The organism is Chitinophagales bacterium (assembly GCA_019694975.1).
In the GTDB taxonomy this organism is placed as follows: Bacteria; Bacteroidota; Bacteroidia; order Chitinophagales; family UBA10324; genus JACCZZ01.
The window spans coordinates 25,251-39,949 of the sequence record JAIBAY010000012.1 but is presented as its reverse complement, the minus strand read 5'-3'; the positions used below and the strand labels follow the sequence as shown (position 1 = coordinate 39,949).

The following is a 14,699-nucleotide window of genomic DNA, read 5'->3' as shown; positions in this document are numbered from 1 at the left end:
CTTCAGGAGCCCGTAGTAAGTAAGATAGTTTAAGCAACTATTTCTGATACAGCAATTTCTGTTCTATTACCTGATCACTCATCACCACTCTCACCACATACCAGCCTGATGTGGCGGTGGATGGCATCGTGATTACCTTATTAAGCATACCATTTCCAACGATTTCATGAGCTGAATAAACAACCTGGCCCAGGGTATTCAGCAGGAAAAGATCAACAGCCTGATCTGGCAGGGAAGTAAATCGAAGGTTAATCGTGAAGTTTTCAGATACCGGGTTGGGAAACAGTTGCAGGGTTACCATTTGCTGATCGCCAATCCGCATTGGTGCGGAAGTGAATAGTTGTTTTACCGACCACTCAGAGGTAATTTTGGGTTCTTTCGAACAAATACTTTTTGAGCGCCAATAGTAGGAAGTATTGGGAGTTAGTCCGGAAAGAAGGTAAGTGGTGGAAGTTATTTTTGCCAGCGTATTCCAATCACCCGTACCTGCAACTTTATATTGCACTTTGTAATGCAATGCAGTCGGATTATTTTCCCATTGTAACTGCGCTGATGTGCTGCTGATATTACTCACTGCTAAACCGGTTGGATTATTGCATTCAATATTGTTGCCCATAGTATTTAAGTAAACAGAATAGCCATCCGTAAGATCCGGTTTACCGTCTCCATCCAGGTCAATTGCAATAAATCCGCTTAAGCCGGGTATCACTTTTTCTATAAAAGAAATGAGGCCTGCGTTTCCATTGTTTTGCAAAACAGTGAAACCCTCACTGCTGCTACCTATCAAGTCAACTTTCCCATCACCATTCAGGTCGCATGATGCATTGAAAAAAAAGTCAGCGAAGTTTTGCTCTGCATCGAAAGTAAATGAATCCACCGTGCTGGTGTTTCTCCAAAAAGAAATCCCCGAGGCAATACTTGCGAATACATCCTGTTTACTGTCTTGATCCAAATCTGTTGTATTGACCTGGTATGCCTGATTTTCTCCAAAAGGGAAGGTTAGTATATCTTTTGTGAAGCTGAACGAGCCGGTGGTACTGGTATTTTTTGATATTCCGATTACGTCGTCTTCATTATTCGGATAAACCAAATCAGGTTTGTTATCACCATTCAGTTCTCCAAGTGCCAAATACCTTGGAGCATAGCAGCCGCATTCGCCAAAAGACAAATCTCCTGTATGAGAAAAGGCGATGTCTGCAATAGTGCTGTTATTATGGAAAAGGTAAACCGTGCCATTTACATTATTAGCTACTGCCAGGTCAGGTTTGCCGTCGCCATCCATATCCCCTGCTACAATATCGTCATTAAAACCTCCGGCAGCAAAAGTGATTTTCGGCCCGAAGGAAATCACGCCCGGTGAGCTTAGGTTTTTAAATATGACTACCTGGAAATTCCAATAATTGCTGGTAACGATGTCCAATTTTCCGTCACCATTCACATCGGAGAGTAAAAGGTTATTGTAGGTGTCTTCAGTTCCTAATGCGATCAAAGGATCAAAGGAAATATTGCCCGGTGTGCTGGTATTTCTGAGGATGTAAATATCTCCATAAAATTCAGCGGCAACAAGATCCGGTTTGCCATCACCATCAATATCACCGGTAATTCCTCCTGATGGTTCTTCCAGGTCAATTTTCGGAGCAAAGGAAGAGGACGTAATATCACCTCCGCCCGGGAAAGTCAGTGCGAATGAAAAACCAGAATAGCCGGTAAGACCGATAGCAGTGTTGGTTACTGATATGGGTTGAAAGGTAGTACCTGCAGGCACCACTATTGATAGTTGGGAGCTGCTTGCCGCAGTAACGGTTGCTTTTACTGCGCCAAAGTAAACTATGTTATCGGCTACCGATGGATTAAAGTTATTTCCATAAATGGTCACACTGGTGCCAGCTGCTCCTGAAGTTGGATAAAAGGAAGATATGATGGGGGCTAACTGAGCCCAACTACTGGTTAAGCAGCCAATAAGTAATACTACTGGTATTAGTCTGATTGTTTTCATATAGCATAATTTTAGATTAAAGAGTGAATGGACAAAGATGATTTTTAAAGTACTGTTTGTGAATGATAAATGTCAGTTCAAAGTATGATTCGTATCAATTTTCCCGGGCTTCAGAATGGTAGTTGATGGTATGACTAACCATAGAATCTTGAATGCTATATGAATAGGAGCGGGCCCCGAAAAATTTCCGGAGCCCGCAGTAAGTATAATAGTATAAACGACTACTTCTGATACAACAACTTCTTCTCAAACACCTGATCACTCATCACCACTCTCACAATGTACCATCCCGATGTTGCTGAAGACGGCATCGTAATTACTTTGGTCAACTCGCCATTCACTACCTCCTTAGATGAATGAACGGTTTGTCCAAGTGTATTAAGCAGGTATATAGTTGCTGATTGGTCCGTGGTTGTGCCGAGTTGAAGATCCAATGTGAAGGATTCAGTAACAGGATTGGGATATAACTGCATTGATGTTGCTGGGTCCGTTTCAATTCTGAGTGTCCCGGTAGTGAAGGATTCTTTTGCAGACCAATAGGAAGAAACAACAGGAGTTGCAGAACAGATACATTTAACTTCCCATAGATAAAGTGTGTTTGGTATTAAGCCGGAAATAGCTATTGAGTTGGATATTATATTTGTAAGTATTATCCACTCATTGGTTCCAGCAGCTCTGTAACGAACGTTGTAACGCTTTGCCTCATCAACAATATCCCACTTCAATTTGGCGGAGGTGCCGGTGATGTTTACTGTTGCTTCGCCGGTAGGAACAATGCATGAAGGTGTGGTTTCAGGTGTATACTCCCAGAAATCATTGTAAATATCGTCTGATGAACCTAAAATTTTAAATCCCATGCCAATGTATACTTTCCCGCTAATAGAGAAACCAACTGCACCGGTTCTGGCTCCCCCGGGAAATCTTGTAATTCTCCAGTAACCTTTTATTGGGTCATATTCTTCAATATCGTTATATTCAATCAAATAGCCCAATGCATCACCACTTCCTAGGCCAACATATCCCTTTCCATTTGCTGAAAAACCAACTGCCCCTGATCTCCATCCATTTACACCTGCTATCTCATTCCATTTATCAGAAGTTGGGTTATATTTCCAGAAATCATAGGTTTGATATTCATCAGACCCTACTCCAGTTCCTACATATCCAAATTTGTCGATTGAAAAGGCAACCCCGCCCCAGTGTCCTAATCCTGGATAATTAGTTTTTTTGGTCCATTTATCAGCATCAGATTCATATTCCCAGAAATCGTTTGAAATTGTTCCACCATAGCCTGTACCAATATATCCATTGTTTCCAATGGAGAATCCAACGGCTAATTTCCGAGCTTCACCACCATAATCGGATTTTTTAATCCAGATATTAGTTGAAGGATCGTATTCCCAGAAATCTTTGTAGAGAGTCAAACCATTCGAACCCGTTCCCAGGTAGCCTTTGCTGCCAATGGAAAAACCTACGGCCCCTGATCTGCAACCGCCACCATAATCTGCTTTTTGAGTCCAGACATCAGTTGCCGGATCATATTGCCAGAAAGCTTCGGTGCCAAAAGCGCCAACGTAACCTTTATCGTTAATGGAAAATGCTACTGCTCCTGATATTGCACCACCGCCGAAATCGGCTTTTTGAGTCCAGATATCCTGCGCCCGGATACTGTTTAATCCTACTGTAAATAGAATGATGAGTATTGCTGTTAAGTTTTTCATAGCGAGAGTTTTTAGAATAAGTAATTCTCAAAGTTTCGTTCAAAGTGAAGAGAAATCCAATGACATGGATCAGCTTCATGATATATTTATAAAGAAACAAATTCCTTAATGAGGAGACGGTTCCATTTGGAACCGTCTCTCCATATGAACGGCTTCGTCAACTATTTTTGATACAACAAGTTCTGTTCTATTACCTGATCGCTCATCACCACTCTCACAATGTACCATCCTGATGTTGCTGAAGACGGCATCGTAATTACTTTGGTCAACTCACCATTCACGAATTCCTGAGAGGAATAAACAGTTTGGCCAAGAACATTCAGCAGATAAATGGATGCTGCCTGATTGGTGGTTGAACCTGATTCAATATTCAGCGTGAACTGTTGCGAAACAGGGTTTGGATATAGAGTAAGCGAATTGGATTGGTCATCCCCGATTTTGAATGGGGCAGTAGTGAAGAAATATTTTTCTGACCATTCAGCAACAACTTTCGGATCTTCTGAACAAACACTTTTCACCCTCCAGAAATAGGCAGTGCTTGGTGTTAATCCGGAAATGGGTTTTGAGTTGGATTTGGAGTAGGTTACTTTGGCTTTACCAGTTCCGCCCTCTGTATTGTACTTAATCACGTAACCCAAAGCTGTAGTAACATCATTCCAAACAAGATCGGCAGTAGTGCCGGTAATATTTATTGTTGCTTCACCTGATGGCACCTCACATAAAGCAGTATTTGTGACAGGAGTATATTCCCAGAAATCCTTTAGCGAAGATCCATTATTACCAAGGCCCAAATAACCTTTCCCGTTGATGGAAATGCCGGTTGCGAACTGTCTGCCTGACCCGCTGAAATCCGCTTTCTTTGTCCAGGTGTCAGCAACCGGATCATATTCCCAGAAATCCTTCTTATATCCGCCATCGCTGCCGGTACCAATATATCCTTTACTCCCAACTGAAAATCCGGCGGCAGCCGATCTTGCTGTTCCTCCGAAATTGGTTTTCTGTGTCCAGGTGTCAATAGCGGGATCATATTCCCAAAATTGATTGGTAACAACTCCTCCGAACGGGTTACCTGTGATACCGGTTCCAATATACCCCTTAGTTCCAATACTAAAACCGCTTGCCCAAGCACAATTTCCACCCGTGTAATCTGCTCTTTTAGTCCATTTATCTGTTGTTGGGTCATATTCCCAAAAATCTTTCAGGTTTGTCGCGGTGTTACCATTAGCTCCCCAGTTGAATCCTGTACCTGCATATCCTTTGTTTCCAATCGAGAAACTAACAACAGCATACCTTCCTGATCCGGCAAAATCCGCTTTCTGTGTCCAGGTATTGGATGCAGGATCATATTCCCAGAAATCCTTACTGAAATCGGTTCCTCCTTCGCTCCCGGTTCCAACATAACCTTTATTTCCAATAGCGAAGGCCATCCCCCTGTAAGTTGTATTTCCGGAGTAATCAGCCTTTTGCGTCCATACATTGGTTGCGGCATCATACTCCCAAAAATCTTTATAAATCGCGCCATTGTGATATCCGGTGCCAATATATCCTTTGCCGCCGATGGAAAATCCGACAGCTCCTTCCCTGGCTGTTCCTCCGAAATCCGCTTTTTGCGACCATATATTTTGTGCTATATCATCTATAATTCCATTGCAATCATCATCTGTTGCATTCATTATTTCAATTGCACCCGGGTGAATGGTTGCGCTTCCATCATTGCAATCGGTGCTGTTCGATACATATCCATTTGGAACAATGCAGTCTGCTGCAAAGTAGGTATTGGCAGCATCACCATAGCTATCGCCATCTATATCTGCATAAACTGTCAAACCAGTGCAGGTTTCCGGGGTATATTCCCAAAAAGATTTTAAGGCAATATTTGTTTGTCCTGTTCCAATGTAACCTTTGTTTCCAATTGAAAACCCTGCGGCAACATTAACGCCTCCACCTCCATAATCAGCTTTCTTCGTCCACTTGTTTAAATCAGGGTCATACTCATAGAAAACAGCACTGCCGACACCGGTTCCGATATATCCTTTATTTCCGATCGAAAAACCTACAGAATACTGTATGGCACCTCCTCCGTAATTTGCTTTTTTTGTCCATGTATCGGTGGCAGGGTCATATTCATAGAAGCTTGCGCTCAATCCATTCTTCCACCCGGTGCCCATATATCCTTTATTGCCAATGGAGAAAGCGGTAGGATCAGCCCAATCTCCTCCTCCAAAATCAGCTTTTTTGGTCCATACATCCGAAGCAGGATCGTATTCCCAAAAATCACTGTAATATTCGCCAATGGTATAGGTATAACCTGTTCCTATGTAACCTTTGCCTCCGATGGTAAAGCCTCCAGCTTCACTTCTGGGTACACCTCCAAAATCCGCCTTCTTTGTCCATGAATTTGTAACAGGGTCATATTCCCAGAAATCATTGTAATAGGTTCCCCAAAAACTGCCGCTGAAACCCGTCCCGATATATCCTTTCCCATTGATGGAAAGGCCAACCGCTGCAGCCCTTTCGCCACCTCCGAAATCCGCTTTCTGAGTCCAGGTATCTGCAGCGGGATCATATTCCCAGAAATCCTTAAACAGGGCGGATACTGTTGGTGTGCTACCTGTTCCTAAGTAGCCTTTATCTCCGATGGAAAAGGCTGCTGCTCCAGATCTTGCGGTGCCACCAAAATTTGCTTTTTGTGTCCAGGTATCTTGTGCCCGGCTACTGGTTAAGCCGGCTGCAAGAAAAAGAATGAGTAATAACCTGATTGTTTTCATATGCATATATTTTAGATTAAATGAATGATCAAAGTTTGCAAATTCAAATACAGAAATTCAATGATCTCAGGCAGGAGTGGAAATGATTTTAGTCAGGTTTAAGGGCAGGGAATTGCGGATTTCGGATTTGCGCTTGTCCGAAGTACACCAATGGAGCGGATTGGAGCAACAGTCATCATATGACCTGATACAAACCCGCAAAAAAGAAAAACTGCTTGGAAGTCATCGGATGACTTCATCACTCATTCCGCTTAAGAAGAACCCTGAATGGATTCCGCATTTATGGAATCACTGACAAGTATAAATCAACAAGAAGCAATCTCAAAATTGTTTTGACAAGCACCATGAAACAAACTAGTTGAGCAAAGCCCTTGAAATTTTCAAAATGGTAGTGATGTCTGGTGATGCTTCTCCAATAATTCTGAAGCCAGGCAAATAACCGTTTGGTATTTCATCTCCCGTTAGTCCGGAATTGTAATCACAGGTGTTCGAAACCTACAGAACCCTTAACTGGATTGACTTTCAATAAAATTTTTGCCGGGTAAATCGAGAGCAAGATCAATCTCCAACAGTTCATTGAATTTGTTCTCCTTAGCAAAAGTCTATTATTACTGATGCTCCATTATTCTTAATGATGCAAAGCCCCAAAATAAATTGCCTGTAATCTTTGTCCATCATGGGTTTACTTATGTTTCGAACACCATTGATTTGTAAGCCGGACTTGCTGAGAAGAGGATTATAATCCTCAATATACCAGAAAGTTCATCTCCCGATTAACTCGTTAGTCCGGATATGCTGCAGCGCGGGTAGGATTTTATTTAATGTTAACCGATTGAACTTTTGGCTTTTCAATTCATTTTCCTTCACCATCAATACAAAAATATAACGTCGTACTCATACTGGCTGGATTGAAAATCCCTTTGCTCAAGAGGCACGGATTACAAATCAAAGGTGTTCGAAACCTTCAGAACCCATAACTGGCGTAACTTTCATTCATATTTCTATTGGGAAAAGTGAACATAAAATCCTATCTCAAATAGTCATGAACTATTCTCCCCTCAGGAAAAGCATGGTGCCAATTGTAACCCATTGCATTTTCAGTATAAAAATCTCTAAAGCAGATTGCCTGTAACGTATGCCCAGCAAGCTTTTGAGCATGTTTCGAACAGAAGTGATTACAAATCCGCGCCAACGAGGAAAATTAGTGGTATCGTCAAACTTTTGATTCAGTGACAAGGTGATTGAGCCGAAGCTATATTATTACAATAAGGCTGTCTTTTTCAGGCAGCCTTTTATTTTAGCTGCATGCATAAACCCACATTTTGCAGTTCAAAATGGAAATGGGTTTAACCCCGACGTAGAACTGCTTAGGGTTTGTGAAACATTTTCTTTCTTATTAAAATGAACAAACCATTAGCAGTTCTAAGTCGTAGCGGAGCGGGATTTTTCAATTGAAAAATCCGGGATAAAAGGAAATTTGAATCTTCCCTTCCGTAATGTTTGATGAATTGGGTTTTCTCATTGTTCTGACGACGTACAAGCCAGAGATTCGGCAAGTGAGGCATAGACAAATGCTATTGCTGCAAAAGTGCATGGTATCGCTGAGCGTTTGACCTGGAAGAACGGTATACCGTCGATGGAAATCAATACCATCTTTTTTTTGATTATGCAATGAAAGATTAAGGATTCACCATTGTTGATTGCATCTACACCTGCCTTTCATGTAATGGAAGAACGGGCTCCGAAAAATACCGGAGCCCGAATAAAATCAATGCAACATTTTATTTCTGATACAGTAACTTCTTCTCCATCACCTGATCACTCATCACCACTCTCACAATGTACCATCCTGATGTTGCTGAAGACGGCATCGTGACTACTTTGGTTAACTCACCATTCACGAATTCCTGAGATGAGTAAATAATTTGGCCAAGGACATTCAGCAATTGGATGGATACTGATTGATTGAGGGCGGAATGAAATTGGAGATTCAGAGTGAAGTTTTCACAAGTAGGATTAGGATACAGGTTTAAGGAAGTTGACTTGTCGTTACTTATTTTCAGCTGGGCAGTGGTGAAGAATTGCTTTGCCGACCATTCGGACGTAATCTTCGGATCAACATTGCAAACACTCTTTACCTGCCATACATATTTTGTATTGGCCAATAGACCATCCACGGTTTTTGTTTGTCCTGTAGGCCCAAGCAATGTCCAGGTGCCGGTGGTAGCAACTTTGTAACGCAGTTTGTAAGAGGTTGCTGAATAATTCCACTTGAATTTAACAGAAGTTGAAGTAATGTTTTCAGTTAGCAGTCCTGTTGGAGGATTGCATACGATATCATCAACAATTCCATTGCAGTCGTCATCGACGCCATTGAATATTTCAAGGGCACCAGGATATATTGCTGCATTCGCATCATCGCAATCGGTACTGTTGCCAACATACCCGTTTGGAAGAATGCAATCCGCTGCGAAAAAACTGTTGGCAGCATCGCCATAATTATCGCTATCGGCATCTGAATATACAGTTAATCCGGTACACAAGCCTGCCGGCAAATATTCCCAGAAATCATTCTTCCTACCTGCATTGTTCCAGCCGGTTCCGACATAGCCTCTTTCGTCAATGGAAAATGCAACAGCGCTATTCCTTGTGCCGCCTCCAAAATCAGCTTTCTTAGTCCAAATATTAGTTACTGGATCATATTCCCAGAAATTTTCTGATGAACTAACACCGTCGTACCCAAGTCCCACATACCCTTTAGTTCCAATTGAAAAACTACTTGCATTGCTTACCATTCCACCTGCATAGTTTGCTATCTGTACCCACTTATCCGTATCAGGGTAATATACCCAGAAATCATTCATGTAATCGACGGACGAACTGCCAGTTCCAACATAAGCTTTATTTGCAATCACAAAGCTTGTCGCATCTTGCCTTTCCTCACCTTCGAAATCTGCTATCTTTGACCATGTATCGTTAACTTGATCATATTCCCAGAAGTCCTTTTTGTAAGAAGTGCCATCCCATCCGGTGCCAATATATCCCTTATTACCAATGGAGAATCCAACCGCTTTACTCCTTGCTGCACCTCCAAAATTGGATTTCTTTGTCCATACATTAGTAACCGGATCATATTCCAAGAAATCTTTCCGTAAGGCACTACCGACAGCCCCAACACCAACATACCCTTTGCTTCCAATTGAAAAGCCAGTTGCATCATATACACTACCTTTTAAAACGTCGGCTTTCTGTGTCCACACATCAGTTACAGGGTCATATTCCCAGAAGTCCTTTTTGTAAATAGTGCCATCAAATCCGGTGCCAATATATCCCTTATTACCAATGGAGAATCCTACCGCGAATATTCTTTTAATTGCTCCTACGTCTGCTTTTTGCGTCCATGCATCTTGCGGTTCATCAATAATTCCATTGCAGTTGTCATCAATGCCATTCAAGATTTCTAAGGCACCAGGATTAATCGTTGCATTCATATCATTACAATCGGTGCTGTCATAAACAAATCCATTGGGGACAATACAATCCGCCGAAAAATAGCTGTTTTCAATATGACCATAACCATCACTATCGACATCTAAATACATAGTCAATCCGGTGCATATGGCTGGAGAATATTCCCAAAGATAATTATAGTAAGTATTGGATCCTGGTAGAACTGTCACCCCTGTTCCTACGTAACCTTTTCCACCAATAGCAAATGCAGCAGCCCCATCTACGCCCGATCCTCCAAAATCAGCTTTCTTGGTCCAGGTATTGCTTATAGGATCATATTCCCAAAAATCTTTATGTGTACTTGAATAACCTGCTGCCAAATACCCCTTGTTACCGATGGAAAAACCACTTGCTCCATAATATAGAAATGCATACCCTGGATAGTCAGCACGTTGTAGCCAGTTATCAGTTTCAGTGTCATATTCCCATAAATCAATCATAATAGAACCCGAATACAAGTTCCTTCCTGTTCCAATGTACCCTTTATTGGCAATGCTGAAACCAACAGCCCATCCACGTGCAGCTCCACCAAAATCCGCTTTCTGTATCCAGGTATCAATATAGGGATCATATTCCCAGAAATCGGTGTAATAATATGGATAAGCGCCGCCGGTGCCGATGTATCCTTTGTTGCCAATGGAGAATCCAACGGCATTTCTCCTTGCAACACCTCCAAAATCAGCTTTCTTGGTCCATGCATTGTTCAAAGGATCATATTCCCAGAAATCTTTGTAATAGTTGTATGCTCCATCATATTTATATCCTGTTCCCAAGTATCCTTTGGTGCCGATGCTGAAACCTACAGCAGATAATCTGGATTCACCACCAAAATCCGCTTTTTGAGTCCATACATCTGATGCCGCATCATACTCCCAAAAATCAATATTATATGAAGTTGGGTTTTGCTCCTGTCCACCAGTGCCTATATAGCCTTTGTTCCCAATCGAGAATCCTACCGCTCCATATCTTGCTGTTCCTCCAAAATCAGCTTTTTGTGTCCATGTATCCTGTGCCCGGCTACTGGTTAAGCCGGCAGCAAATAAAATCGCGAGTAATAATCTGATTGTTTTCATATGCATATATTTTGATTAAATGAATGATCAAAGTTTGCAAATTCAAATACAGAAATTCAATGATCTCAGGCAGGAGTGGAAATGATTTTAGTCAGGTTTAAGGGCAGGGAATTGCGGATTTCGGATTTGCGCTTGTCCGGAGTACACCAATGGAGCGGATTGGAGCAGCAGTAATCATATGACCTGATACAAACCCGCAAAAAAGAAAAACTGCTTGGAAGTCATCGGATGACTTCATCACTCATTCCGCTTAAGAAGAACCCTGAATGGATTCCGCATTTATGGAATCACTGACAAGGATAAATCAACAAGAAGCAATCTCAAAATTGTTTTGACAAGCACCATGATGCAAACTAGTTGAGCAAAGCCCTTGAAATCTTCAAAATAGTAGTGATGTCTGGTGATGCTTCTCCAATAATTCTGAAGCCAGGCAAATAACCGTTTGGTATTTCATCGCCCGTTAGTCCGGAATTGTTAACCTGACTAACGTGTACAGGTTTACAGTTACCTGTTGCCATCCGATACCAACGATCGGAAGGTCGCGCAAAGCTTGAAAGGGATGGCTTTGAAGGTATCGTGCTTAAGCGCCTGAATAACGCGGACATGAGTCAGCTATGTGGAAGGAACAGGTTATGCCGGGTCGTGTGGTTACCGGTATTTTCAGCGGACTACTACCCCGAAGACAAAACCTGCATGATTGAAACAAATATTTACGCGCAGAATCCAAACAAGCTGCTGTGGACTCGTGTCCCATCCGCACTCAATACCAATAAATCCGGAGATACGACAGATGCGATTATTGCGGTGAACAAAGCTGAGTGGGAGCGTATGGGGTTTCTGCAGGAGTAGGTTGGTTGAAGCGGAAACGGTGACATTGAAGCTAGACTAATGTTTGTAATCACAATATTGCAAGAGTGCGCTTGGTAAGGTTTAGGTCGTAAGACTTAAGCCATAAGATGCATATCCAGTTTGACCAATGCCACGGGTCGATTGATTTTATGGAAACTTATAAGCAGTCCAACTTGGTCTGCTCCTGCATTTCGCGACGATTGAAACTTGGGGCGCATCTTGGGCTTACCAAGATTGTATTATGTTTAGTTTCAGAACACCGATGCTATTTATCCGCGTCTGTAACAATTAACTTGAACACCTGAGGAATGTCTTTCCTTCCGTCAAGGGTTACAAAGTAGATTCCGTCTGTTGCATTTTCAATACTTATTGGAATTTCATTAGTGCCGGCAACCAAATCTACCGAGGAATGATACACTACTTTACCAATTGAATTGGCTATTGTAATGCTCATTGTCAGATCTTCTGCTGTATGAATCATATATATGAAGGAACCAGAATTCGGGTTTGGATAGATAGCAGCTTCTGCTGCTGCTATGTCGGTTTGCCTGCACGTTACATTTATTACTGTTGCTTTTGATGTCTTGCTGCATCCGGTCATGGTGTTTGTTACGACGACTTTGTATGAACCTGCAGCAGGAGCAGCATAGGTAAGGCCGGTTGCTCCGCTGATCGAGTTGTCATTCAATAACCATTGATAAGTTTGTGAAGTTGAAGAACTGGCAGACAATGTATAGGGAAGTTGATTGGCACAAATGTTTTTGATACCGCCGGGAGTAATTTTTGCTAAAGGTAAATTATTCACGGTAACAGAAATGCCATTGGAGGTTGCTGTACCACATTCATTGTTCGTAGTACAAAAATAAGTGCCGGGATCCTTTGCCGTATAACTCTTTTTTGTAGCACCGGCTATGTTTATCCCATTCTTCTGCCATTGATAGCTAACTTGGGTGGAAGCAGTCAATTTCACTTTTTCTCCGCTGCAAAGACTGGTTGTTCCGCCGGCACTGATGCTGATTGATGGCAGCGTACAGGCAGGATTCAGTTGTACCAGCCAAAAATCATAGCCGCCATAACCAACCCCCACATCACCAGTATTCTGAGATTGCGTATTGCCACTGACAATATAGCCACCGTCTGATATAGGCAAAGCCTGAATTCCATAATCATCAAAACTGCCTCCAAGGCATCTTTGCCATTGCAGCGTTCCCAATGGATCGCTTTTCACAATCCAATAGTCTGTTTCGCCATTCGAAGCAGAAACATCGCCATTATTATTTGAATCGGTAGTGCCGGAAAGCAGAAAACCTCCGTCGCTGCATTCAATTACGGATGAAGCTCTTTCCGCCAAAGAGCCTCCAAAACAATTTTCCCATAATATATTTCCTGATCCGTCAATTTTCACCAGCCAGAAATCGTAATCACCATGGTTAGCACCCACATCGCCATTGTTATTTGAAGCAGTTTGAGCCGCAAAAATATAATTGCCATCCATGGTTGGTTGTATAGATGAGATTCGTTCGTCATCGTTTCCACCAAAGGTTTTCTGCCATATTTTATTGCCAAGACTATCTAGTTTCACCACCCAGCAATCTTCTCCGCCATGATTGAGCGTAACATCACCATTCGTGGATGAAGTATATCCTGCAACCAGCAGCCCGTGATCATTTGTAGGGAGCACATCATATGCAATGTCATAAGATGAACCACCCAAACATGATTGCCAAAGCAAGATGCCGGACGCATCCGTTTTTATTACCCATATATCATAACTGCCATGCGTACTGCCAACATCGCCGTTATTATTTGAAAATGTGGTGCCCACAGCAACATAGCCGCCATCAATGGTTTGACGAACGGAATAAGCAACATCACTTCCGTTGCCACCATAGCATTTCTGCCATTCCAATAATCCGTTACTATCAAGTTGCGTCAGCCAGAAATCAGACCCTCCGTGATTTGCGCCTACATTGCCACTATTGTTTGAAGAAGCTTCACCAGCTACCAGGTATCCACTTCCATTGGAAGGAATTAATGAATACCCTTTTTCCGTACCAGTGCCACCTAATGATTTCTGCCACAAGAGTGTTCCTGCATTGTCGAACTTTGTTATCCAATAATCATATACGCCATGATTTCCTGTAACTAATCCATTTGTCGAGTTAGAATAACCCGCAACAGTGTAGGAGCCATCAGCATTCACCACCATGTTTTGAGCATAACCCGGCTTATCGGTAGAGGAACCTCCATAACATTTTTGCCAATGAATGGTTGGTTGTTGTGCATTTACGGTCATGAAACAGGTAAAGAGCATCAGGGTAGTTTGGAATATTTTCATAATTGAAATATTTTATTGCTTAAAATGGGAAGCAGTTATGATGTAATCTCAATTATTACTTAACTATGAGCATCCGGATTTGTTCGTTCCTGTCATTTCTTTTTACCCGTTAGGCAACGTTCAGGACATTTAACCTGCCCATGAAGATGATAGTCGCCAACCGTCGGTAATTAAAAGGGGAGTAAGCGAATGGTATTTTTAGTATTGTGCCTAAATATACATATTTTCAGATATGTAAACGGGAAATTTTAAATTTGGAGAGGATTCGTTAAGGTTGTGCAGGAGAGCAAGTTATTGTTTGTTGGGCAGCAGTGGTATCGCTGGCACCTGTCTCAACTTTGCCAAAGCATTTTTGAAACAGGCAGCTTAATTCCTGTTGGATAGCAGGATTTGCTATCTTAACATTTCAGAAAGTTATTCAGCAGCTGATTGCGGATGTTTTAA

General features: G+C 42.0%; 6 protein-coding genes. 1 reads left to right on the top strand and 5 read right to left on the bottom strand.

Annotation, left to right across the window (positions count from 1 at the left end; genetic code table 11):
• Window positions 1-37: 37 nt before the first annotated feature.
• From K1X61_15875 to K1X61_15860, 4 genes are all read right to left on the bottom strand, one after another.
• The gene (locus K1X61_15875) at window positions 38-1,996 is read right to left on the bottom strand and encodes an FG-GAP-like repeat-containing protein (GenBank protein ID MBX7110129.1); all 1,959 of its coding nucleotides are present in this window, start codon (window positions 1,994-1,996) and stop codon (window positions 38-40) included.
• 221 nt (window positions 1,997-2,217) lie between these two features.
• Complete coding sequence (locus tag K1X61_15870) at window positions 2,218-3,717, bottom strand: T9SS type A sorting domain-containing protein (protein MBX7110128.1); 1,500 nt, start codon at window positions 3,715-3,717, stop codon at window positions 2,218-2,220.
• Between the two features lie 161 nt (window positions 3,718-3,878).
• Window positions 3,879-6,485, bottom strand: a complete 2,607-nt coding sequence (locus K1X61_15865; protein MBX7110127.1) for a T9SS type A sorting domain-containing protein — start codon at window positions 6,483-6,485, stop codon at window positions 3,879-3,881.
• 1,781 nt (window positions 6,486-8,266) lie between these two features.
• Complete coding sequence (locus K1X61_15860; protein ID MBX7110126.1) at window positions 8,267-11,068, bottom strand: T9SS type A sorting domain-containing protein; 2,802 nt, start codon at window positions 11,066-11,068, stop codon at window positions 8,267-8,269.
• Window positions 11,069-11,671: 603 nt separating this feature from the next.
• Here K1X61_15860 and K1X61_15855 point away from each other — a divergent pair.
• The gene (locus K1X61_15855) at window positions 11,672-11,917 is read left to right on the top strand and encodes a hypothetical protein (protein ID MBX7110125.1); all 246 of its coding nucleotides are present in this window, start codon (window positions 11,672-11,674) and stop codon (window positions 11,915-11,917) included.
• A gap of 265 nt (window positions 11,918-12,182) precedes the next feature.
• On the opposite strand, the gene K1X61_15850 is transcribed toward K1X61_15855, so the two are convergent.
• Window positions 12,183-14,255: a T9SS type A sorting domain-containing protein gene (locus K1X61_15850; GenBank protein MBX7110124.1), complete on the bottom strand. Its 2,073-nt coding sequence runs from the start codon at window positions 14,253-14,255 to the stop codon at window positions 12,183-12,185.
• Window positions 14,256-14,699 lie beyond the last annotated feature (444 nt).